At 35.8% G+C, this 23,681-nt stretch carries 28 protein-coding genes; 6 read left to right on the top strand and 22 right to left on the bottom strand.

The annotated features are described in order from the left end of the window. Positions 1-55: 55 nt before the first annotated feature. Positions 56-1,816 (top strand): SgrR family transcriptional regulator, encoded by a 1,761-nt coding sequence (locus EKQ63_RS05915; protein ID WP_142940625.1) that lies wholly within the window; start codon positions 56-58, stop codon positions 1,814-1,816. Positions 1,817-1,888: 72 nt separating this feature from the next. Here EKQ63_RS05915 and EKQ63_RS05910 read toward each other — a convergent pair whose 3' ends face one another. Then, the gene (locus EKQ63_RS05910) at positions 1,889-2,437 is read right to left on the bottom strand and encodes an NAD(P)H-dependent oxidoreductase (protein ID WP_062821566.1); all 549 of its coding nucleotides are present in this window, start codon (positions 2,435-2,437) and stop codon (positions 1,889-1,891) included. Between the two features lie 20 nt (positions 2,438-2,457). Further along, on the bottom strand, positions 2,458-2,997 hold the full coding sequence (locus EKQ63_RS05905) for an ester cyclase (RefSeq protein WP_062821565.1): 540 nt from the start codon (positions 2,995-2,997) through the stop codon (positions 2,458-2,460). Between the two features lie 170 nt (positions 2,998-3,167). Here EKQ63_RS05905 and EKQ63_RS05900 point away from each other — a divergent pair, with 170 nt between their 5' ends. Then, positions 3,168-3,506, top strand: a complete 339-nt coding sequence (locus tag EKQ63_RS05900) for a winged helix-turn-helix transcriptional regulator (RefSeq protein WP_062821564.1) — start codon at positions 3,168-3,170, stop codon at positions 3,504-3,506. 33 nt (positions 3,507-3,539) lie between these two features. On the opposite strand, the gene EKQ63_RS05895 is transcribed toward EKQ63_RS05900, so the two are convergent. The 5 genes from EKQ63_RS05895 to EKQ63_RS05875 all read right to left on the bottom strand — a co-directional run bounded on the left by EKQ63_RS05895 (position 3,540) and on the right by EKQ63_RS05875 (position 7,117). After that, a complete protein-coding gene (locus EKQ63_RS05895) occupies positions 3,540-4,742 on the bottom strand; it encodes an MFS transporter (RefSeq protein WP_048554199.1) in 1,203 nt (400 codons plus the stop codon). 212 nt (positions 4,743-4,954) lie between these two features. Further along, positions 4,955-5,533, bottom strand: a complete 579-nt coding sequence (locus tag EKQ63_RS05890; protein WP_001993037.1) for a TetR/AcrR family transcriptional regulator — start codon at positions 5,531-5,533, stop codon at positions 4,955-4,957. Between the two features lie 152 nt (positions 5,534-5,685). Then, a complete protein-coding gene (locus EKQ63_RS05885) occupies positions 5,686-6,000 on the bottom strand; it encodes a DMT family transporter (protein ID WP_000539674.1) in 315 nt (104 codons plus the stop codon). A 2-nt stretch (positions 6,001-6,002) separates the two neighbouring features. Next, positions 6,003-6,347, bottom strand: coding sequence for a DMT family transporter (locus tag EKQ63_RS05880; protein ID WP_000790625.1), 345 nt, complete (start codon positions 6,345-6,347; stop codon positions 6,003-6,005). Positions 6,348-6,757: 410 nt separating this feature from the next. Continuing rightward, positions 6,758-7,117: a MerR family transcriptional regulator gene (locus EKQ63_RS05875; protein WP_000288057.1), complete on the bottom strand. Its 360-nt coding sequence runs from the start codon at positions 7,115-7,117 to the stop codon at positions 6,758-6,760. 138 nt (positions 7,118-7,255) lie between these two features. Between EKQ63_RS05875 and EKQ63_RS05870 the strand changes: the two genes are divergently transcribed. Beyond that, positions 7,256-8,026, top strand: coding sequence for an SDR family NAD(P)-dependent oxidoreductase (locus tag EKQ63_RS05870; RefSeq protein ID WP_087951463.1), 771 nt, complete (start codon positions 7,256-7,258; stop codon positions 8,024-8,026). Positions 8,027-8,092: 66 nt separating this feature from the next. Here EKQ63_RS05870 and EKQ63_RS05865 read toward each other — a convergent pair whose 3' ends face one another. Together EKQ63_RS05865 and EKQ63_RS05860 are read right to left on the bottom strand one after the other, a co-directional pair. Continuing rightward, positions 8,093-8,548, bottom strand: a complete 456-nt coding sequence (locus EKQ63_RS05865; protein ID WP_143880829.1) for an N-acetyltransferase — start codon at positions 8,546-8,548, stop codon at positions 8,093-8,095. Positions 8,549-8,686: 138 nt separating this feature from the next. Beyond that, on the bottom strand, positions 8,687-9,181 hold the full coding sequence (locus EKQ63_RS05860) for an Lrp/AsnC family transcriptional regulator (RefSeq protein WP_000446103.1): 495 nt from the start codon (positions 9,179-9,181) through the stop codon (positions 8,687-8,689). 205 nt (positions 9,182-9,386) lie between these two features. Between EKQ63_RS05860 and EKQ63_RS05855 the strand changes: the two genes are divergently transcribed. Beyond that, positions 9,387-10,298 carry a DMT family transporter gene (locus EKQ63_RS05855; protein WP_087951461.1) on the top strand — a complete coding sequence of 304 codons (912 nt, stop codon included), beginning with the start codon at positions 9,387-9,389 and terminating at the stop codon, positions 10,296-10,298. A gap of 34 nt (positions 10,299-10,332) precedes the next feature. Here the strand turns inward: EKQ63_RS05855 and EKQ63_RS05850 are convergent, their stop codons facing one another. The 9 genes from EKQ63_RS05850 to EKQ63_RS05810 form a co-directional block, all read right to left on the bottom strand. After that, the gene (locus EKQ63_RS05850; protein ID WP_143880828.1) at positions 10,333-10,818 is read right to left on the bottom strand and encodes a PRK06770 family protein; all 486 of its coding nucleotides are present in this window, start codon (positions 10,816-10,818) and stop codon (positions 10,333-10,335) included. Then, complete coding sequence (locus EKQ63_RS05845; protein WP_087951459.1) at positions 10,818-11,219, bottom strand: nuclear transport factor 2 family protein; 402 nt, start codon at positions 11,217-11,219, stop codon at positions 10,818-10,820. Before EKQ63_RS05845 ends, EKQ63_RS05850 begins: the two co-directional genes overlap by 1 nt. Positions 11,220-11,375: 156 nt before the next feature. Further along, positions 11,376-11,780 (bottom strand): DoxX family protein, encoded by a 405-nt coding sequence (locus EKQ63_RS05840; RefSeq protein ID WP_001077751.1) that lies wholly within the window; start codon positions 11,778-11,780, stop codon positions 11,376-11,378. A 160-nt stretch (positions 11,781-11,940) separates the two neighbouring features. After that, positions 11,941-13,005, bottom strand: a complete 1,065-nt coding sequence (locus EKQ63_RS05835; RefSeq protein WP_143880827.1) for a DUF871 domain-containing protein — start codon at positions 13,003-13,005, stop codon at positions 11,941-11,943. Positions 13,006-13,053: 48 nt separating this feature from the next. Continuing rightward, on the bottom strand, positions 13,054-14,418 hold the full coding sequence (locus EKQ63_RS05830; RefSeq protein WP_143880826.1) for a PTS transporter subunit EIIC: 1,365 nt from the start codon (positions 14,416-14,418) through the stop codon (positions 13,054-13,056). A gap of 24 nt (positions 14,419-14,442) precedes the next feature. After that, the gene (gene murQ, locus EKQ63_RS05825) at positions 14,443-15,327 is read right to left on the bottom strand and encodes an N-acetylmuramic acid 6-phosphate etherase (protein ID WP_143880825.1); all 885 of its coding nucleotides are present in this window, start codon (positions 15,325-15,327) and stop codon (positions 14,443-14,445) included. A 150-nt stretch (positions 15,328-15,477) separates the two neighbouring features. Then, positions 15,478-16,341 (bottom strand): MurR/RpiR family transcriptional regulator, encoded by an 864-nt coding sequence (locus EKQ63_RS05820; protein ID WP_000648163.1) that lies wholly within the window; start codon positions 16,339-16,341, stop codon positions 15,478-15,480. A 29-nt stretch (positions 16,342-16,370) separates the two neighbouring features. After that, positions 16,371-16,685: an outer surface protein gene (locus tag EKQ63_RS05815; protein WP_087994040.1), complete on the bottom strand. Its 315-nt coding sequence runs from the start codon at positions 16,683-16,685 to the stop codon at positions 16,371-16,373. A 124-nt stretch (positions 16,686-16,809) separates the two neighbouring features. After that, positions 16,810-18,021 (bottom strand): cation:proton antiporter, encoded by a 1,212-nt coding sequence (locus EKQ63_RS05810; protein ID WP_142940624.1) that lies wholly within the window; start codon positions 18,019-18,021, stop codon positions 16,810-16,812. A gap of 174 nt (positions 18,022-18,195) precedes the next feature. Between EKQ63_RS05810 and EKQ63_RS05805 the strand changes: the two genes are divergently transcribed. After that, positions 18,196-19,599: a branched-chain amino acid transporter BcaP gene (locus tag EKQ63_RS05805; protein WP_143880824.1), complete on the top strand. Its 1,404-nt coding sequence runs from the start codon at positions 18,196-18,198 to the stop codon at positions 19,597-19,599. Between the two features lie 28 nt (positions 19,600-19,627). Here EKQ63_RS05805 and EKQ63_RS29810 read toward each other — a convergent pair whose 3' ends face one another. From EKQ63_RS29810 to EKQ63_RS05795, 3 genes are all read right to left on the bottom strand, one after another. Continuing rightward, on the bottom strand, positions 19,628-19,798 hold the full coding sequence (locus EKQ63_RS29810; RefSeq protein WP_087951453.1) for a hypothetical protein: 171 nt from the start codon (positions 19,796-19,798) through the stop codon (positions 19,628-19,630). Between the two features lie 12 nt (positions 19,799-19,810). Continuing rightward, entirely contained in the window at positions 19,811-20,014 is a 204-nt protein-coding gene (locus tag EKQ63_RS05800; RefSeq protein WP_000391504.1) for a hypothetical protein, read from the bottom strand. Between the two features lie 80 nt (positions 20,015-20,094). Next, entirely contained in the window at positions 20,095-22,554 is a 2,460-nt protein-coding gene (locus EKQ63_RS05795) for a LamG-like jellyroll fold domain-containing protein (RefSeq protein ID WP_143880823.1), read from the bottom strand. A 305-nt stretch (positions 22,555-22,859) separates the two neighbouring features. Here EKQ63_RS05795 and EKQ63_RS05790 point away from each other — a divergent pair, with 305 nt between their 5' ends. After that, the gene (locus EKQ63_RS05790) at positions 22,860-23,279 is read left to right on the top strand and encodes an S-Ena type endospore appendage (RefSeq protein WP_143880822.1); all 420 of its coding nucleotides are present in this window, start codon (positions 22,860-22,862) and stop codon (positions 23,277-23,279) included. 63 nt (positions 23,280-23,342) lie between these two features. On the opposite strand, the gene EKQ63_RS05785 is transcribed toward EKQ63_RS05790, so the two are convergent. Continuing rightward, positions 23,343-23,681 carry a DUF3992 domain-containing protein gene (locus EKQ63_RS05785; protein ID WP_000282809.1) on the bottom strand — a complete coding sequence of 113 codons (339 nt, stop codon included), beginning with the start codon at positions 23,679-23,681 and terminating at the stop codon, positions 23,343-23,345.

Below are 23,681 nucleotides of genomic sequence, written 5' to 3'. Positions count from 1 at the left end.
TACTTTGAAAAAAAGGAAGAAAAAGGTTAGAATATTCTAAAGAGTTTCCCCTTTTATGATAGAAGGAAGTGTATATATGAAAATTATGGACTATTACATTAGACTAAGACTACATGCACAAGATCAACAACATATGCGAAATAGCTTACAAGAATTAGCGGATGTTTTATATTGCAGTACAAAAAACGTAAAGATTTTATTAAAGAAAATGAGCGAGGAGCAATTAATTCACTGGACTCCAGGTCGAGGCCGCGGGAATAAAACGGAAATTCTATTTATACATAATTTCGTAGAAGCGATTGAGTCCTATACAGATGAACTGTTAGCGCAAGAAAAATTAAAAGATATCTTTCTTCTTTTAAAAGAACCCCTACCCCTTGCACTTCAAAAAAAGATAGAAAATAAACTACATCATCATTTTGGATACGAACCTTCAAATGATATGTACGACATATTAAAGATTCCTATATCGAGAAAGCTATTCCCATTAGATCCGGCTTTTGTAGCTGTAACTACAGAGAGCCATCTTACGGGTCAAATTTTTGACACGTTAGTCGTTTATAACGATGTTACTGAAAAAATGGAACCACACATTGCGCATACGTGGGAATTAAGTGAAGACGGGCTTACGTGGACTTTTTATTTACGAAAGGATGTATATTTTCATAACGAAACAGTTTTAACTTCTAAAGATGTACAATTTTCATTTGAAAGACTAAAAGAAGTTCACTCTCCTTTTGAATGGTTAACAGAAGAAATTGTTCAAATTGAAACGCCATCACCACTGCAAATTCGATTTCATTTAGCAAAACCAAATTTATTTTTCTTACACTATGTAAGTTCCATACAATTAGCAATTTTACCGCGTGATGTGAGTATCCAAAATCATCATTACATAGGTACTGGACCTTTCAAACTTGCTCATTACTCTGAAGACAATATCGTACTCGAAGCGTTCACCCACTATTTTAAAGAACGCGCATTATTAGACCGTATTGAATTTTGGGGTATTCCTGATCATATACAAATCGATGCTGATTATGAACTACCAAATGAGGAGAAAAATGAAAGGTATAATATACAAATAGAAGAAATAGGTTGTATTTATGCTGGCTTCAACTTTACAAAATCTGGTCCTCATCACGACATTTACTTTCGAAAGGCTTGGAGAGAACTATATGACGTTGAAACGATACTTCGTAGCATAGAAGGCAGACGGACAATTGCTGCATCAAGCTTTTTCCCTGAAAGAAGCCGCAAAAGTTCTACAAGGTCCTACTCTTTAAAAAAAGCGAAAGAGTATTTAAAAAAGAGCACCTATAATGGAGAGACGATACATATTTACTTCTTCGCATTTAAAGATAGTGCAAATGATGCATATTTTCTAAAAGAACGATGTGAAAGTTTAGGTATACAAGTAGAGCTTCACCCCTTTCTCGTTTCAGATTATATGAACCGTTCTATCGATCAACATGCCGATATTATTTTCATGGGAGAAGTATTTGCTACCGATCATGAACTTGCATTCTTAAATGTATTTAAAAATAAAAGTTGCTTCGTAAACCGGTTCATGGACCCGCACTATGAAAAACAAATTAACTGCTTACTTGATACTTTTTTATTAGAAGAAAATAAAGAGAAGCGCTATGAGCTCATGTATGAGATCGAAGAATTTTTACAAACAGAACACATCATTTTATTTAACTATCACGTTTTAAAAAGAAAAACATACCCTTCTGCTTTGAAAAACGTAACAATCGATTCATTCGGCTGGGCAAATTTTGCGAAGTTATGGATACAGCCATCCACGTATTAACATGCAAGTTTTTATAAAAGGAGAAGGTACTACATCCTTAGTAGTACCTTCTTCACATACAAATATAAACTATTATTTAATTACTTCATCTAAGTGATCTTTCAAGTTTAATAAAAACTTCTCAATATCCGGATTCTTCACCACATCATAACAAGCAAAACTCTTTAACGGACTCATTCCAAGAAACTTCTGCACGCGGTGTAAATGACTAAGCGTTGATTCTAGACTTTCCCCTTCAAAGAACTTCGTCTTATCTCCAAATGAATTTTCAGGTGCATTCCAAGTTGTAGAGAACATATACTCTTTCTCTGTTAATAAACCACCTGTTCCATATTCATCTGCACCTTTAAAGAACAAACCGTATTCATACACTTCATCCATATACGTTTTAAATAATCCTGGAACACTAAACCAATAAATCGGTGTTTGATAAATCACAACATCAGCCCATAAAAACTTCTCTTGTTCTTCTTTAATACTATAGCCATCTTGAATCGTTGTTGTTTTCACATGATGCTTCTCACTTAATACCGTTACCATATAATCAACTAACGTTCTATTTAATCGTCCTTCTTTCGTACCGTATTTTTCATGCCCATTTATAATTAATATATTTTTCATCGCTTTTCTCTCCCTTATTTTTATTCTTCAGCTATTAACCCAAGTTGTTGTTTCAGCGTAAGATTATCTTCTAAATGCCAGTCTTCTGTAATCTTTCCGTCTTTCACATGTAAAATATCAATTGCAAAAAAATCGATTTTTTTATCGTTATGCGTTCCTGTAAAAGAAAGACGAGCTGTTACTTTATCACCGACGACTAATAAATCTTCAATCTCGCAATGTATGTTAGGAACAACTTTATGAAAGTTTTGCGCCGCAAACTTTAATCCTTCCATACCTTGTGGTCGCCCTTTCGGCAATGTATGATCGAAAAAATCTTCAGTAACAGTCTGCGGAATAAGTTCCTCTTTACCTGTATCCCAAAATGCATAAAAACGCTGCGCTGCATGAACCATTTCGGTCGCTTCCTTTTGACTTAGTGAGGGATCAATTGTCATCGCTTTTGGCTTTGGCATTTCTTTTAATAACTGGACTTCCGTTTTTTCTTCCACGCCACATGCTACAAGCACAATGCAAATGACAAAAAAGCTAAGGAACGCAAACAACTTTTTTATACCCATGGAAATCACCTCCCCTACTACAAACTCTTTATATTTCTTATTGCTATTGTATATGCAATAACTTCCCTTTCGGAAGTAGTGATATTTTTTTCATATAGTTACCAAAAAGATAGTTTTGTGATACTATAAAGCAAATTCACTCAAAAAATTTTTATAGGAGGGCTAGTTCCATGAGCAATATAGATCCGGTTATGTTAACGAAAGGTTTACCTGGAATTCCATGTCCTATCGCCAAGACACTTGACGTTATTAGTACAAAATGGACTTTTTTAATCATTCGTGACCTTCTTATCGAAGGAACATTACGCTTTAGTGATTTACAAAAGTCAATGGATGGTATTAGTCCAAAAACATTATCGCTTCGACTAAAAGAATTAGAGTCTCAAGGCATTATAACGAGAAAAGTATATCCAGAAGTTCCGCCTCGTGTAGAGTACACATTAACGGATAAAGGAAAGCAATTAGAGGGGATATTTATTGAATTAAAACGGTTTGGATTAAGCTTATAAAACAAAAACCCCTTACCGTCGTAAGGGGTTTTATTACTTCGCAAAACTTTCAGCCAACTGTTTCTCTCTCCACATAAATGTAATAGCGAGACCAACTATTAAAACAACTCCTGAAAATGCATATGGATAATGAATATTCATATCAAATAATATTCCGCCCATCGCCGGTCCTGCAATATTTCCTAAACTCGTATAAGTCGAGTTCATACCAGCAACGAACCCTTGCTCTTTTCCAGCTGCTTTTGATAAAAACGTCGTTAAAGCTGGACGAAGTAAATCAAATGCAAGGAAAATGAAGCACGTAACGAGAAGTACAATCCAATAATTAAAGACTACAGTTGAAACGAATGCTAATACTGCACCTACAATTAAACATATTTGAATTAACACTTTTTCACCGAATATATCAACCAATTTACCAAACATAAATACTTGCACAACTACTCCAAAGATTGAACTAATTGTAATAATTGCTGCAATATCTTTCGGTGTAAATCCAAACTTATGATCAGAAAACAGACTAAACACAGTTTCATACGCTGATAAACCAAACGCAAGTACAAATACGATAATAAATGCGATTGCATACATTGGATGTAATGATTTCTTTAAATCACCAATAAAGCTTGATTCTTTCGTATTAGAAGAAATCTCTGCAAGCTCCTCTTTCGTTAACGGTTCTTTTAAAATAAAGATCGAAATTACACATGCTATAAAAGCAATTGCTGCTGCAACGAAAAACGGCACACGTATACCGTATTCTGCAATAAATCCGCCGATTCCAGGACCTATAATAAAGCCGGTACTAATAGCAGCAGATAAATATCCCATCGCCTTTGGACGTTCCTGCATAGATGTAATATCCGCAACATATGCTGTAACACCAGGCATAATAAACGCAGCACTAATTCCGCCTAACACCCTCGCTGCATATAGCATCCATACATCTGTTCCTAATCCAAAAAGAAGCTCTGAAACACCAAAAATAAATAATCCAATGATGATCATTTTCTTCCTACCGTAAAGATCGACCCATCGGCCTGTAATAGGTGAAGCAATAAGCTGAGCCATTGCAAACACTGCAACGAGATATCCCATCGTCTTACCTGTTAAACCCATATCATTCATAAAGGACGGCATAACCGGAATGATTAATCCAATCCCTAAAAAAGCGATAAATATATTACTCAAAAGAATGACCAATACCATCTTTTGTTCTTTTATCGGTTTCTTCACTTTCAACACCTCTTCCCGTAAGCTCCCCTCAAAAAAATAATGCCCAAGAAGCTTTTTCTTTATCCTGCTATTTGTGGGCTAATCATGAGTAGAGATGCCCCTACTCGTTAGAATTTCACTGTATCCTTCCACACATACATACGCATTAGGTGAATGACTATCATTCAGTTTTCCTCAAAAATGAACCTACCTTCTCAGACAGGTTCATCTCACTATTTCTTTATATGTAATGCATGTGTTAAAAAATCTAGTACTTCTGCCTTTTGTAGCTCAACTTGCTCATCATCTTTATGATCATATAAATACACTTGTTCCGCTGCTGATTCAACAAGAGCGATAAATAACTTCGCTGTTCGCTCCGCGTGAACCGAATCACGAATTTCACCAGCTTCTTTCGCCGCACTTAAAAACTCGCTTAACCACATATAAAGAGGCTCATACACAGCTTCCCATTCTTTTATATGTTCTGTAGATGCAAGACCAGCATACATTAAAGCTTGTATTTCACGATATTCCGCTATAAAGTGAAACACCGCATCTATTACTTGCGTCACTTTACTTGAAAAAGGCGCATCATTTTGCACTTTTTCTTTCACTGCAAGTATCATCTTTTCAACCATCACTTCTGCTATTGCAGGCATAACAGATAACTTAGAAGGAAAATATAAATAGAAAGTTCCTTGTGCAATGCCAGCCAATTTCACGATATCAGAAATCTTCGTTTTTTCAACGCCCTTTTCCTGAAACACTTCAATAGCTGCATAGACAATTTTCTCTTTTTTATTCATCATCTAAACCCTTTCAAACGCGTATTGAATGACTGTCACTCATTTTATAAGATAATCGATTGTACTGTCAATGATAGTGAACTTTGCGAGGAAATCATTTTTTTCATAATAAAATCTCCTAACAAAAAATTAGGAGATAAAAATGCCAAGTACCTTTAAGAAAGAGCCTTTAACCCTGTCACTCCACATACAATAAGAGCCACACTAATGATACGTGCTTTACTTTTCGACTCACCAAACAAGAACATGTTTAATAAAACGGCACCTGCTGTTCCGATACCAATCCAAACTGCATACGCGACACTTACTTGTAAAAATAAGAAAGATGTATACAAGAATGCGAAGGATGTAGCAAACCCACCTATATAAAGTGCACCATTTGCTAACGTTTTATCTTTACTATACATTTTTAGACCGATCACACCGACTATTTCACTAATTGCAGCACAAAATACGAAAAACCAACCCATCTTTAAGCAGCTCCTTCCATAGTATCTTCTTTATTATCAGCTAGCTTTAAACCGATAACGCCAGCTACAACCATCACGATAAAGAATAATTTTCCTACACTGAAACTCCCGCCGAAAAGGAATACATCCATTAAGAAAGTACCTACCGTACCAGCTCCGGCGAAAACAGCATATACAGTCCCTGTTGCAAGATGTTCACACGCTTTAGAAAGGAAGTGAAAATCAACAGCGATAACGCCTAAAATAATAATCCAATGCCACCAAGTATTGGCTGTATTAAAACCAAACACCCAAAAAATTTCAAAGATACATGTTAATATGACATATAACCAAGCTTTATTTTTCATACCTCTCACCTCTTATGACTGACTATCAGTCATTTTGTTTTAAAAAAATATGATCTTTCATTACTACTATATATAAACAACTATCATCCTCATTTACTATTGTATTTGTTACATTTCCAAGCAAATGACATCCTGCCTCAGAAAATGACTGAATGTCATTCATGTTTATTGTACATGAATATTGTAAAAACTGTCAATGCCGAAAGTTTATTTAAAATTTCTTTCATCAGATTTGTATATTTCCTAATAATCTGTCAATACTACTAGTAACATAATATTTTCTCCACTCCCCCTTGGAGAGATCCCTTGAATAGAGCAGTTAGCTTTTGCTAGCTGCTCTTTTTTATTTGCCAACACACTATGAGATCAAATCCATGTTTATCCTATAACTAAGGAGCGGATTTTGTTTTCTATTTATTTTCCAAAGAGGCCTTGTATGCAATAATTTTATTTTCAAGCATCTTCTCTGTAATTACTAAATTTTCTCTTTGATCCTGAATAGATTTCCTATGATCTTCTAGGAGCTGTAAACGAGCTTCAGTTGTATGCTCTCCTTCTAAATATAACCTAGCGTATTCCCTTATTTTTGCTATTGGCATTTGCGTTTGTTTTAATTTCATTACAAACTGCAACCATGTTATATGTGATTCATCATACACTCTATTTCCATTTGTATTACGATTTGCAATTAATATATTTTCCTTTTCATAATAACGTAATGTATGAGTGCTCACTCCTATTAATTTAGCAACCTCGCTAATTGTGTACATACTCTAACTCCCTCCACATGCTTACCCTCATATATTTTACGGCCTTATCAAATTTATAAAAAAACATTTGACTTAGAGTATACTCTAACAAATAAAATCTAACCATAATAAATTTATTTGAACTTAGGGGGATTTTATATGAAATACACTGTTATTACTGGTGCAAGTTCTGGAATCGGTTATGAAGCAGCTTTAGCCTTTGCATCTCGTGGAAAGAACTTAATACTTGTAGCTAGAAGACAAGAAGAATTAGACGGATTAAAATTAAAAATTAACGAAATGAATCCAGCATTGGATGTTGTCATTCGAAGAACGGATTTGTCCATCACAGAAAATGTTTATAAGCTTTATGAAAGCCTACAAACTTTTCAAATTGAAACGTGGATTAACAACGCAGGTTTTGGTAATTTCGCCTCAATTGCTGAACAAAATTTAAATAAAATCGAAACGATGTTACATGTAAATATAGAAGCACTAACGATACTTTCTTCTCTTTTCGTTCGAGATTATTCCATGGTTGATGGCACACAACTTATTAACGTTTCATCAGGCGGTGGATACACAATTGTTGCTGATGCTGTTACGTATTGCGCTACGAAATTCTATGTAAGTGCATTTACAGAAGGTTTATCTCACGAATTAAAAGAACAAGGTGCAAAATTGCAGGCAAAAGTTTTAGCACCTGGTGCAACTGAAACAGAATTTGCGAAACGTTCATTTGATATTGATGAATTCCAATACGATAATGTTGTACCAAAATTCCACACTGCAAAACAAATGGCACAATTTATGCTCGATCTTTACGATAGCGATAAAGTTGTAGGGCTTGTCGATGGTTTTACTTATAACTATGAACTTAAAAACCCCATTTTTAAGTTTGCAGTAAGAAAAACGAATTCAAGTTCTTAATTTCCCCTAAAACATAGATGCCCACTATCACGTAAATAATAGTGGGACTTTTTCTGTCTGAAAAATTCACCCAACATACCGAACCATCGCCACCTCATCACAATAATCAACCTTTGGACAATGCCTACAATCAATCCATACTTTCTCTGGCAATGCATCTCTATTCACAAAATCAAACCCGCACTTTTGAAAAAATTCCGTTTCATATGTTAAAGAAATAACTCTACTCACTTTTATTTTCGCTGCCTCATTTATTACATGGTTTACTAACATACGTCCAATCCCTTTCCCTGCATATGTATGCGAAACGACTAACGACCGGACTTCTGCTAGATCCTCCCCTAATACATGTAAACCAGCAACTCCAACAATTTCTTCCCCTTCTTTCACAACATACAAACATTGTAAGTATTGATAGAGAGATAAAAGAGAACGCGGTAAAACCACTCCCTCTTTTGCATAAATCTCAATAAGACTATAAATTTCTTTCACATCACTCGTAACTGCGTTAAAGATTTTCATATTCTATCCCCTTGCCCCCAATATTAATTTTTATAACTTGAAATGAATTTTAATACATAATTTTATATAATAATACATCTCTCCTTCCCCCTCGTCAATCACTTTTCTTACCCTTACACAAACAAAAAACCAAGCAATCTAATCGATGCTCGGTTCCTCATTTCGTATCGGTAATACCGTCGAATATTTAATTTCACGAAGTGCTAAACTCGTCTGTATCTTTGTAATACCAAGCTTATTCAGCTTTCTAATAAACTGCTCTAATTCTTTACGATCACGATTTGCAACCTTTAATAAATAATCATACTCTCCTGTTAAGCAGTGACATTCTAACACTTCAGGCATCGCTTCTAATTCTTTTTCCAACACTTCAAGTTTATCCGATTGATGAATATTCGTACTCATAAAAATGAAGCATAACAAATCAAAACCAAGCTTTTCTTGATTTAAAATAGCTACTTGCTTATCAATGAACCCTTCTCCATCTAATCTTTTTATTCTTGCATGCATTGCAGCTGGTGATAAATTAACACGTCGCGCAAGCTCTGCATTACTTACTTGTGACTCCTTCTGTAATATATCTAAAATTTGTACATCTAAATCATCCAACACTTTAATAACAGACGACTCCATTATAATTCCCCCTTTTTTCTTACCGATGATTATTCGAAAAAACACCTTATAACTTATAAAAAACTGAATATCATTCTTTAAATATCATTCATAACAAAACATTTTATCGATTTTTATCCATTATACAAAAGAATATATTACACAATAAAGAAAAATGCTAAAATTATTTACAATTCACATTGATTACAACAAAGGGGATTTTAATATGCCTTATTTTTATGTCTTTTTACTATTACTAACGAGCTTATTATGGGGGGGAAACTTTGTCGTTGGAAAATCACTTGTTGATCACGCATCTCCAATGACACTTACAAGTTTAAGATGGATGATTGCGATCGTTTGTTTATTACCGATGGTATGGTTTAAAGAAAAGAAAATCATTCCACCACGCGCGGCGATACTTCCGTTAATATTGATGGGAATTTCAGGGGTTGCTCTTTTTAACATCTTTCAATTTTTAGCATTAGAAAAAACATCCGCAACAAATGTAGGGCTTATTTCTACATTAAACGCAATTTCAATCGCACTATTTTCTGTCTTATTTCTAAAAGAAAAAGTAAATACACTTCAAATTTTATCTATGATTCTTTCATTCTTCGGGGTGATCCTCGTCCTATTAAAAGGTAACCTTGCACTTTTATTTTCACTACATTTTAATAGTGGTGACTTATGGATGATTGCGGCTGTTTGCATTTGGGGAATCTATTCTGTTTGTAGTAAATGGGCAACAAAAACAACGACACCACTCATGGCCACATTATACTCTGGTATTTTCGGCGTTATTTTATTACTACCATTTAACATAGGAAGCTTCACTGTTACAAATATCAACACTTCTTTTATAACATCACTTTTATATACTGGACTCATTTCCACAGTTCTTTGTATGGTATTTTGGAATGTTGGCGTACAAAAATTAGGAGCAACTACATCTGGTATTTTTCTAAACTTCAATCCCATTTTCACTGCTATTTTAGCATTCCTTTTCCTTGGAGAAGAATTAACGTGGATTCAAATTTTAGGAACAATGATCGTTGTGACAGGATGTTATTTATTTTCTCATTTCAAAACAGTTACTGTTCAGCCAACTAGAGCTTTAATACGAAAACATTCGTAATGAAAAAACATCGTCATCTGAGTTGGCGATGTTTTTATTTATTCTTCATTTCTTTTATATACTGCTTTTCCTCTTCTGGTGATAAACGTTCAGTTGCCTTACCAGTATCTCCACCTTGAAGTTTCCATAAAAAGTTGTGCTCCTCAACAGTTTGAGAAAAATCTCCTTTTTCCCATCTATTTATAATAGAAAATAACTTCATTTTATATTGAAAACCTGTACTATTTTCAATATATCTTTTTACATTAGAAATTTCCTTTTTTGTCATCTCTACAAATCCCCATTTTTCAGAGGATTTTACCTTTTGGTGCACCATTTTATGCATAGTAGAAATAATTTCACCTTCACTAATTTGCGGAGCTTCTTCTGCAGCTTTTTTCTCTTTTTCGTTTGCCGCTTGCTGGATTTGAATATTTTTATTTTCTTTTTCCACATATGCAAGCAATTTTTTTCCGCCAACTATAGAAGAGATGATTACCATAATGGTAATACATATACCTACAATCCATTTAAAAAGCATTAACTCTTCATCGCTTCCCTAACAAGATGACTATCTACATATTGCTTAAACTTCACAATTTTTCCGTTCTCAAGTTGCCATACATGAACAAATTCTGCTTCAAATGATTTTCCCGTGTCTTTATAAACTCCTGAATACATACCTTCTGCAATAATCACATCTTTTCCGCTTACTTCATGGTACATATTTACACTCGCTTTATAATCATTCCATTCTGATCCTAATCGGCTAAATACATTTTCCATTATTGCTTCTACACCGATATAAGTTCCCCCGTACGGGAATCCTTCTGCCTCCGTCCATTCTACTTTTTCAGAGAGAGCTTCTGCTAAATGTTTTGCATTCGAAGAAGCTGATCCTTCATACGTGCTTTGAATCATTTCCAAATTTGTTTTAGACATATTACTTCCTCCCGTTTTATTTATTTTTTACACAAGATGTAACATTTATAGTTACATCTTGTGTAAAAAAATATTAAAATCATTTTACTCTTAATTTATAAGTTGTAATCATTATAGTTACAATAATGATTCAAGTCAACAATTTATAAATAAAATTTACTTCGTTTTCATTACTTTCTCTTTTAAGAAACGATCTACATATCCTTCTGCTTTTACAACGAATAAATACGCACCCATTGATAATAATGCAAGATCTAATTCATATCCTGGATTCTTTCCATCTCCTAATAAACCTGCTGCTCCATTTACCTTTACGATAGCTCCAGCTAAAATTAGTGCAAATAACAATCCTACATATCGTACGCCTAAACCGATAATTAATAATATACCACCAACTAATTCAACTGTTGCTACGCCATACGCTAGACCACCTGGTAAGCCGATGCTTGTAAACCAGCCTGCTACGTTATCGATACCTGATTGAAACTTCGCTAAACCATGTGCAAAGAACGTTACTCCTAACACGATACGAATAATTAAATTCCCAATATATTGATTCATTTTTTTCTCTCCTTTTTGTTTTGTTATGGTGAACTTTTATTTACAAGTCAAAACAATACGGTATTTCATTTCATTCGTCAAATACTTTTTTAAAGAAAACAAAAAACATTATCCCTTTTACGGATAATGTTTTCCTACAAAGTAGCGTTAATTCAAGCTTTTACTCTATCGCACAAAAAAGTTGAAACATTTTTCCAGCGCCAACATACGGCAATAAAGAAATATCCTCTTCTACAACCATGCCAACAACGTTCACTTTCTCATCTGCCGGCAAATCATGTATAGCAATTTGCATCTCTCCGGCATATCTACCGTACAATTCATTATCAATTGTAATGCTGCCTTTCTTTCTTGTAATTGTATGCATCGGCTGTACAATCACTTTATGTTCTTCTCGCGATTCTACTGAGCGAATGACATCACGAGCTGGATCCAGCCTATTTGTATGCACTTGTTCCACTATTTTTAATACTTCTTTATCAGTTATAAACGATTTGTACCGCAGCGGAATAATCCCTCTACTCGCACTCGCTATCTCTTGTACACTTTCTAGACTTCCGCTTATATCCCCAATTAACACCTTATCGACACCACAATCTTGTACAAGTTCTAAATACGCTTCAAGCGGGCGCATATTGCGGTGCTTTTCTAACGTTGGTAATCCTTCATATAACGGGCCCCGTTTCTCCCCATCCCCTGGAATAAATGCCATCGTTTTTATTCCGCACTCATGCAAATATTGATTTTGCTGTTGCAAGAAGGACTTTGCTAGTCCTGTTTCCGGGCGCGGGTAAAAATTATGCCACGCTTCTACATTCTCTACCCGTATCTTTTCAGTAATTAACTCTTTCCAAAATGAATCTGTAATCGTACTCGCATTTAAGGCTACTTTCATTTTATGGGATACACGCGCGATTTCTTTCGGCGTGATGCCATAGTCCATTCGTAAACCAGTAATTCCCCACTCTACTAACTCTTCCACATTTTCGTACGTCATTCCTAAATGGTGTAGCGATTTTGGAGAAACATCGACCATTAATTCCATTTCATTTTCAAGAGCCTGTTTCCCAAGTATTTGAATTAACTCTTTATACGTATTTGGATCATCTTCTGGTATATGAAGTGATGTAAAAATAGATGAAAATCCGTTTTTCTTCGCTACTTTTAGCCATTCTTCTTGTTTCTTTACTCGTTCTTTTGCAAGGTAAATTGAAACTCCGATCATATGAATCTCCCTTTCTATCAATAGAAAAAGAGAAAGGAATCCCTTTCTCTATATGTTTTCTGCCATTTCTTCTTTAAATCCGAAGAAGTACGTAAAGATGAATCCGAAAGTATATGCAACGACTAATCCAAGGAAATATAATAAATATTTATTATCAGCAATTAACGGAATTAATGATAATCCTGATACACCGATTCCAAGTGCAGCTGTTTTCATAACTGCCTGGAATGCACCGCCGACAGCTGCCCCTAAACAAGCGGTAAGAAACGGTTTCCCAAGTGGTAATGTAACCCCGTATAATAACGGTTCGCCAATTCCTAAAAATCCAACTGGTAATGCCCCTTTAATTACGTTACGAAGTCGTTTATTTTTTGTTTTTACAAAAATCGCAATTGCTGCACCTACTTGACCAGCTCCAGCCATTGCGAGTACTGGTAATAAAGGCGTTACGTGCGTTTGATTAATAAACTCCATATGAATCGGTGTTAAACCGTGATGTAATCCGACCATAACGAGCGGTAAAAATGTTCCGGCAAGCACTGCTCCTGCAAACGCGCCGCCAATATTTAAAATGCCATTAATTCCGTTTGTAATTCCTTCAGATAAGAAACCTGCTACCGGCTGAATGGCTAACATCGTTACGATACTTACGACTAACACAGTAATAAGCGGTGTCACGATAATATCAACTGCATTTGGCACAGCTTTTCGAACTTGTCTTTCTACTACAACCATAAGCCACGCTGCAAAAATAACTGCAAACAATCCGCCCCGTCCGGGTACGAGCGCTTCACCAAATAACTTTACGTTCGCCATCGCCGGGTTGAAAATTAAAATACCAGCAATTGCTCCAAGAACCGGTGTCCCGCCAAATTCTTTCGCTGTATTCCAGCCGACTAAAATGCCTAAGAATGTAAAGATACCGCCGCCAATAAGTAATAACATTTGTAGCCATGTTGCATTCGGATCAGCACCTGCATTTTTCGCAAAGTTAGCGACCCCATTTATAATACCTGATGCAACAAGACCCGGAATTAATGGAATGAAAATACTTCCTATTTTTCTTAAAAAGTTTTTCACCGGTGTATTATTTTTCTTCTTAATCTCTGACTTCATCTCTTGCCCAAGATCTTCAAGGTGATGATCTGCCACTTCACCAATTCGGAGTCCTGTTAAACCTTCCATCTCAGCTGCTACTTTATTTACCGTCCCCGGACCAACGACAACTTGAAGCGTCTCATCTTCAATAACACCCATAACCCCTTCAACTTTTTTCAAAAGGTCCATGTTCACTTTACTTTCATCATGAAGCGTTAACCGTAGTCTCGTCATACAATGAGCAATGCCACGAATATTTTTTACTCCCCCAAGTTGCTCTGAAATTTCTCTGGCCATTCTCTCTTCTTTCTTCATAATAGAATCCCCCTCCCTATTATTTTATAGTGCCTTTTTCACAAACCCTTTCGCTTCTTTTAATTTCTGCAGTGCTTCCCCATACTCACACTGCAACAACACCATAACAATCGCAGCTTTCACGTTACGTTCTGCTTTTTCATAATGCTCTGCCGCTACTTCATAACTAACACCTGTTGCTTCCACAATAATTCGTTTTGATCGTTCTATTAACTTTTCATTTGTAGATTGAACATCTACCATTAAGTTTTTATATACTTTCCCTACACCAATCATAGAAGCTGTTGAAATCATATTGAGCACTAATTTTTGCGCTGTACCAGCCTTCAAACGCGTTGAGCCTGTTAAAATTTCTGCGCCTGTTTCTACTTCCACATTTAGTTTTGCATATTTACTTATTTCAGCATTTTTATTACAGGAGATACTAGCTGTACTCGCTCCCACGCTATGCGCATATTTTAATCCGCCAATGACATAAGGAGTTCGACCACTTGCAGCAATTCCAATCACTGTATCTTTCTCATTTAATCCAATACTTTTTAAATCTTCGTCCGCTAACTCTTCACGGTCTTCTGCACCTTCTACCGCTTTAGCAAACGCTTTCAATCCACCTGCTATAAATCCTTGCACCATTTTATCGTCTGTGCCAAATGTCGGCGGACATTCCACTGCGTCTAAAATACCTAAACGGCCACTTGTACCAGCCCCAATGTAAATTAATCGGCCCTCTTCTTCGAAAGATTTAATAACAGTCTGCACAACTTTTTCAATCTGCTCTATTTCATTTTCAACTGCTAACGCAACAGTACGATCTTCTTCATTCATACTTTGCAGAACTTCTTTTATGCTCATCTCATCTAAATTCATCGTCTTTTCATTACGGTGTTCTGTCGATAAATTTTCTAACATATTCCCACCTACTTTGAAATTTAATTTCATACTTTTATTATAACTTTAAGAAATTTAAAATCAATATTACTTTATTATTTTATGAAATTTAATTTCTTTTCATGACGAATTTATGTCTGTATGCAAAAAAAGATGGGTTTCCCCATCTTCTCATTTTAGCTTCCGTAATCGCAAAGCTTCTTCTCTTGTTTCCATAAATTGATCCAGCACTTTATTACCAATACGATTAAAGGTAATCACATATAGAGCATCTATCATGTTCAATTGCGTCATTCTTGAAGCAATACTTGCAATACGATGATCTTGTTCTACATCTGGCATACAAAGACGAATATCTGCCTCTTTATATAACGGTGATGATTGATCAAGCTTCGTAATCGCAATAACTGTTGCACCCTGTCTCTTCGCATATTGCGCCATTTCAAGTACATCTTTCGTACGACCAGATGTTGAAATCGCCACAAATATATCGCCTTCTTTTAAATTCGTCACAAGCGGCAACATCATATGAAAATCAGATAGCATCATCGCTGTAAATCCGAGCCTTGTAAATTTATAAGCTCCGTCCATCGCCGGAGTAGCTGATCCGCCTACTCCGTAAAAGATAATTTTATCGGCATTTACAATACGATCTGCAGCTTTTTCAAGTTCTTTTTTATCTATCGCCGTCACGCTCGCCTCAATTGCAGCTTTATTCACATACGTAACTTTATTAAACAAGTCGTACGGTCCATCTTCCGTATTCATCACTGAAAAATCGTTAATATTATAATCAGCAATCGTTAATTCGCGAACGAGCGCGATTTTAAATGCTTTAAAACTTCCGATTCCAATCGACTTACAAAAGCGAACAACACTCGCCTCACTTGCGCCCGCATTCGTTGACACTTCTTTCGTCGTTAAGTTCGGAACAATCTCTGCATTCTCCATTATGTACATGGCAACCTTCTTTTCAGCTGGTGAAAATTGATCCATATTACTTTCAATTTTAAATAGTAACGTTGAAGCTTTCACTATTTAACCTCCACTTCTTACGGTTGCGTTTACTTATTTTCTCTTGCTTCAAGAAGGTAAAAACCATTATCGCCAGGAGGATGAAACACATTTACAATGCGATTCCCTTTTTGATAAACGGTTCTTTCCCCTTCTGTCCACTTCTTTTCCCAACCGTTCATCCAAATCGCAACATCAGGTAAAAAAGCAGTATATTTCAGCTTCTGGTCGTACTCACCATCTGCTTCTTCCGAGAAAATAGAAACCGGAAAATCTTTCACTTTTGATTCTTTCCATGCAGTAAATGGTATACATACTGCAATAAGTATGATAAGGCCGATAACCTTCCCCTTTGTAATCTTCACACTTCCCTCTCCTTGTCTTATCATATACGTAGATTTTACCATAATTACAACCTATTCACGCTATATGACTATTGCTTTTCCCAATAAAAAAAGAGCTTACCTACATCAGATAAGCCCTTTCTCTCTATACAAAATATTTCTTCAAAAGCGGCGGCGTAATAATCGTCGTCAATATAACAACAATAACAATCGCTGTGAAATTTTCTTTCGCTAGTAAATTCGCCGTAAGTCCATTTGCTGCGATAATAAGTGCTACTTCTCCACGCGACACCATTCCCGCACCGATACTAATAGAAGATTGAAGGTTGAATCCTGTTAACCTTGCTCCTAAACCGGATCCGATTAACTTTGTGAAAATCGCAATGAGCGTCATAATGATAATGAACCAAAGCTGGCTTCCGATACCTTGAAATGTAATTTCCATTCCGATACTTACGAAGAAAACCGGCACAAATATCGCATAAGCAATCGGTTCAATTTTATGTTCTACTTCGTGCTTATACTCTGTTTGAGAAATGGCAATTCCCGCTGCAAATGCTCCAATAATCCCTGCAATTCCCATCATTTCACTGTAATACGAAAAAGAGAAACAAATAATAAGAGCTGCACTAATTAATGCCTCAGTTACACGAAGTGGCACGAGCATTTTCATAATCCAAGGAACAACTTTCCAGGCGATAAAAACAATGCTGACAAAGAAAATAATTTTCTTTACGATAACAAGTGTTATATTCACATCTTGCGTTCCTAAAAAACTCATAACAAACGCTAATAAAATAACAACGATGACATCGTCAAATACGGCAGCACCTAAAATCGTTGTACTTTCTCTCGTATTCATTTTCCCTAAATCTCTTAGCGTTTGCACCGTAATACTAACTGACGTTGCGCAAAGTAATAACCCTAAAAAGATAGCATGGGATTGTATGAGTCCAAATAGCAATCCTGTTACATAACCACCGATGAAAGGAAAAATAATACCACCAGCTGCTACTGCAAATGATGATTTCAAATTCCGATTTAGCTCTTCTAAATCTGTTTCAAGTCCAGCCATAAACATAAGTAGCAAAACACCAATCTCACTCAGTTCATCGATTAATTCAGAACTATTTATAATACCAAGTACAGCTGGACCGATAATAATACCGATAATTAATTTACCAAGTACAGAAGGCTGGCCAAGCCTCACGCTAATATCACCAGCTAATTTCGTACAAAGTAAAATGACGACCAGTTCAAAATAAAATAACATAGCATCTTCTCCTACTTTAACTTTGATCAGTGGGGCGTTAACCCCCGTCCATTTCTGCAAGTAGTTTCCCCTATTGATCCGCATTTTATTTGTCATATTTTTATTTGACAAAATATTCTGAATTATATTAAGATTAATCCAGCAATTTTAAAAAACTACGCACCATAACTGTACCTCCATTTACTTACATACTCTTTTCTAATGGGCTCATACTATATTCGCAGTTATGGAAATGAAAAAACGGGGGGAGAGTCCAAAGTGAAGTCATTATTACGAAAAAAAGCGCTTAGTACTGAATCACCACGGCAGTTAGAGAGAACATTGACCGCACTTGATTTAACGTTTTTAGGAATTGGCGCCGTAATTGGGACAGGGATATTTGTATTAACAGGGATCGTTGCAGCGAAACATTCTGGTCCTGGTATTATGCTATCATTTCTTATTGCTGCATTTACTTGTGCTTGTGTAGCCTTTTGTTATGCCGAATTTGCTTCTTCTATTCCTGTCTCAGGAAGTGTGTATACTTACGCATACATGACAGTCGGAGAAGTCGTCGCCTTCATCGTCGGATGGTGTTTAATGCTCGAATATTTACTTGCCGTTGCAGCGGTAGCTGTCGGATGGTCTGGTTATTTACAATCTTTACTACAAGGATTTAACATCCATCTGCCCGCCATAATCGCCTCCGCCCCTGGCGTAGGAAAAGGCGGCCTTATCGATTTACCAGCTGTTTGTATTTTACTCATCATTACTGGTCTTTTAAGTTTTGGTATACGCGAAAGCGCACGCATTAATAATATTATGGTTCTTATTAAATTGGCTGTTATTATCGCCTTTATCGTAGCAGGTGCAAAATATGTAAAACCTGAAAATTGGACACCGTTCATCCCATTCGGATATGACGGTATTATTACTGGGGCTGCTACTGTATTCTTCGCCTTCTTAGGCTTTGATGCAATCGCAACCGCTGCGGAAGAAACGAAAAAACCACAGCGTGATTTACCAATCGGCATTATTGGCTCTCTTCTTATTTGCACTGTTTTATATATGATCGTATCTTTCGTTTTAACAGGTATGGTTCCTTATACACAATTAGATGTTTCTGATCCAGTTGCGTTTGCCTTACATTTCGTTGGCGAAGATACAATTGCAGGACTACTCGCTGTTGGAGCGATGACTGGAATGACAACCGTTCTCTTAGTCGTTATGTATGGACAAGTTCGCGTTTCGTATGCGATGAGCCGTGACGGTTTACTTCCAAAAGCGTTAGCACGTGTAAATAAAAGAGTGAAAATCCCTTTATTAAATACGTGGATTACTGGTGTTGTTGCCGCTTTATTAGCAGGACTTTTAGATCTGCACGTATTAGCGAATTTAGTAAACATCGGTACATTAACAGCCTTTACATTCGTTTGCTGCGCAGTACTTATTTTACGAAAAACACACCCTGACTTAAAACGCGGATTCCGCACACCTTTCGTACCTGTACTACCAGTTGTCGCGATTCTTTGCTGCTTATATTTAATGATCAATTTGTCTAAAACAACATGGATTAGCTTTGCCGTTTGGCTTATAGTCGGCTTATGCTTCTATTTCTTCTACTCTAGAAAGCATAGTCACTTGGCTACCGAAAAAACGAATGATGAAAAGAAAAAAGCATAACAAAATAGCTCGCCGTTTTAGCGGCGAGCTATTTTTCTGTACTATTATATTTTTTCGTTAACGATTGTAAAATGAAAAATATGCCGATGCAAGCTGTAAACGATGCCCAACTTCCTATTGGCGTTGCGTATTTCACAATTCCAATACCTACAAGTAATAGGAAAATAATCACCTGATATATGAGCTTCCACTTTTGCATATATTCCCTCCTTTACTTCGTTCCCTTCTTTTTCTTCTTCCATGCATTTAAACTATCAAAGAAGAAATTAATAAATAACGTGCCTAAACCCGCTAATAAAAACGTCATTAAAAATAGAACCCATATACTTTTTTCTTTTAAGAAATAATATCCTACAAGGAGCACAACCGCGATCCATACATATTCAAGAATTCTTTTTAACTTTTTCTCTTCCAAATTATTCGCTCCTTCATTCTATGCTACTTTTAGTATAACAAAAAAGAAGCCTATCATGATAAGCTTCTTTCTCTTCTCTCTTATTTGTTTATGCTTTTTTCAACGAGTGAAATCGCATACTCTAATGTACGATTCATCGTTTCTACCTGTGCATCCTTTACTTTCGCATCTTTTAACACAGATTCTGCCACTGTAATTTTTTGACTCAATGATTTCACTGAACCGTCCGTTACATTTGCAGCTTGCGCTTTTTTCACTACTGCTTTTGCAGATTCAATATTCATTTGTAATTTTTCTTTCAATGTTTTCGGTTGTTCTACTACTTTAGATTGTATAAATGTTTGATTTGCAGTTTTTAATTCATTATATGCTTGAACAATTTGTTCTCCCGTACTCGCTACATTTTCAAACACTTGTTTTGCATTATTATAGCTTTTCTCTAATTCTTGAAATGCTTCCTTTGAATATTGACCTGGCTTATCCCCAAACTCATACGTACCAGCTAACACTTCTTTTACTTTTCCAAGTTCTTCAAATAACGCATTTACTTGCTCTAACTTCGTACGGTTAGAAAACTCATTGTACGCTGCTAATACTTCTGAAGAACTTAACGCTTTACTATATAATTTCGCAAGCGCGATTTTTCCATTTAACGGAATACCACCATTCCCATTGCTATCAGGATCCGCTCCAAGTGCAAATGGTGCATTTGGATGATACACTTTTCCTGTAGCCGGTTGGCTATTTACTTTTTTACCATCTACATAAATAGCTACTTCACTTCCGTTATACGTTCCTGTTAAGTGATATGTTTTGTTTGCTTCTAATTGAACACCAACACGTTTATAACTGCCGCCAATGTGAGCCCATAATTCAACATAGCCACTTCCTGTAGATTCAAAACCAATTCCGCCACTCTCTGTATTTTGCAAAATACCTTGTCCGCGAATTTCATTCATTGAAAATACTGTTTCTAACGTAAACGTATTTACAACTTTCTCTTTTTGTGCGGCTGAAAATGGAAGGTATCCAAATGTGTTTGCTTTTCCGTTTAGCTTCATAACATTCTTTTTCAATGCTTTATCATATTCAATAGTCACATTGCCCTTCACATCACCTTTTGTACCAAATGTTGAATTGTCTTTAAATGTACCATCTCCAAAGTTTACATCGAAAACATCAGCCTTTGGTACTTTCACATTCGGGTCAATATTATCTTTTTTCGTAGTAATTTCCGCCGTTAATGGTTGTACACTTTCATTGCCAAATGAATCAATCGCAACTACTTCAAGTGTATATGTTTTCCCACCATCTAACCCTGCCAGTGTAAATGTGAGCTCTTTCGGCACTGGATCACGATAAAACTCTGAGAATGCCAACAATTTATTCTTTATTTCTCCCGTTTGCTTATCTCTAGCTTGTACGCGATAAGAATGAACAAGAAGGTTATCCAGCGCTTGTGGGAATGTTACTGTTGCTGCATTTTCTGTTACATTTAATACCGCAAGCTTTGCATCCTTTGCAAAGTAAGGCTTTTCTTTATCACGATCTTCTACATGTGTAAATGTTTCTTTCTTTGCTGGTAATTTAATTTTCCAAGGCTCGCCTGTCCAAGAATTTGTATGGAAATCACGGCGATTAATCGTTACCTCTTTATCGTCTACTTCTACTAATAACCCTTGGCTTAATGTACTAGCTCCTGGTGGGATATTCCCTTGTACTTTACCACCTTCAACTTCCATATAACTTACTGAAGATGTACCAACTGATGTAAAGTCTTTTTGATGAATCGATCTTGGATCATCTAACGGATAATGTGAATGACCTGAAAACGTAATAACCTGTGGATATGCTTTCAACACCTCGTTAATTTTTGCACTATCTTTTGTTCCCCACTCTTGGCTACCATATACTGTATCTTTAATATGTTGGTGTAAAAATACGAAAATTGGTTTTTCTGGATCATCTTTTTGTGCCTTTGCCATTTCTTCTTTTAACCAATTAATTTGCTTGTCTGAATAATATCCATGAGTTGTCCCATCTTCCGGAGACATAACAAGGAAATGATACCCTTTCACCACTTTATGATAATAAATCGATTCCATTCCTGTTTTTTCTAAGAAACGCTTCTGTGCGCCCTCTACAGATAAACCGTTCCAATAATCATGGTTACCAAGAGAATTCATTCGCACGGCATCTTTATTTGCATTTTCATTATACACTTGCATGAAACGATCATATTGTTGCAGTGATCCTGAATCAGTAAAATCTCCCACAATTACAAACGCATCTTGTTTAGGTGCAAGTGTATTCAGTTGCTCGATTGCTCGTTTCCAGCGAAACGTATCATCCGTTCCACTATTCTTAATATGTACATCACTTACAACTGGAAAAACTATCTTCTTCTCACTCGGTGCCTTTTCTTGCTTTTTCTCTTCCGCTTTAACTGATGTACTCCACGGAAATGATACGAACGCTAATACAAAAACCATTAATAATCCAATAAGTCCTTTTACTTTGCGTAAAGCTGTTCTTTCCACGTGAATCCTCCTCATATAATCAATTAATTACAATGATTATTGTACTGAACACATATTAACTTCATATAAATTACAAATAAAATTTATTTAATTTTTGTAAATATACAGTCAATTTACTGTAACATCCAACATTATTTGTATTATCTTATACAACCATCTTTTGTCTAACAGACTCTTATTCATGATTATGAGTTGGACGCCTATTAAACAAACTTTCCTGAAATTTTTTGCCCCTTTATTAACACAACTATCGTTTTGCAACATTTAATAGTAATAAAAAGAAACTATGAAGGGAGGAGCTATTAATGGCTTGTAAAAAAAATATCGGCTGTTATGCCCCTTTATCTATCATTTGCCCTCCCTATAATCCACCTACTCCCCCTGACCCACCATCTTGTGAATTAGTCAACAATGAATTCGCTGGTAATTTTTTTATAACAAAAGAAATTCCACTGCCTTCTGAAAGTTCTACATTAATCTTATGGGAAGGAGATGGTGTACTTAAAATATCGGGTAATATTTCTGTGTATAATAGCACTAGTAGTACTGAAGCGGTTACGGTTCAAATTATTGGACAGGTGACAAATACTTTTACTGTCTATCCTGGCAACACAATGTCATATACAGGTCAATCATTACAATCTGTGGCAATTATTAATCTCCCAAATAATCCAATTCGGTATATAGAAGGAAAATATTGTTGTCAATTCTCATTTTGCTTTTAAAGTGATTTATGACCTCAACTTACAAACTATAAGAAAAAGCAAACCATTTTGGTATGCTTTTTCTTATGAAATTGGATAACGTACCGTTAAACATAATTGTCCTTGGCTTACTCCCGTTCCTGTCGTTACAATTTGAATTGTAGTAAAGTATCTTACTGTAAATGATCCACTGCTTTGTGGTTGTACAGTAATTGTATTCACCACTGTCGCTCCTACTAAAAAATTCACCGTAATTGGAGCTGTACCTACATCATATTTCACATAACCTGATGCATATAAATCTTGCGTAATATTATTCGTATACACTGTTTCAGTTACCGCACCAGTAGCAGCCCAATCTATACATACCTGATCTTGAACAAGTGTTTTACTGGAACAGCATGATAAGTTAGAATTGTACAT

This window comes from Bacillus sp. BD59S, assembly GCF_007363175.1.
GTDB classification, from domain to species: Bacteria; Bacillota; Bacilli; order Bacillales; family Bacillaceae_G; genus Bacillus_A; species Bacillus_A pacificus.
Note: the sequence above shows the minus strand (reverse complement) of the source record. Positions and strands in the feature narration are given on the sequence as shown.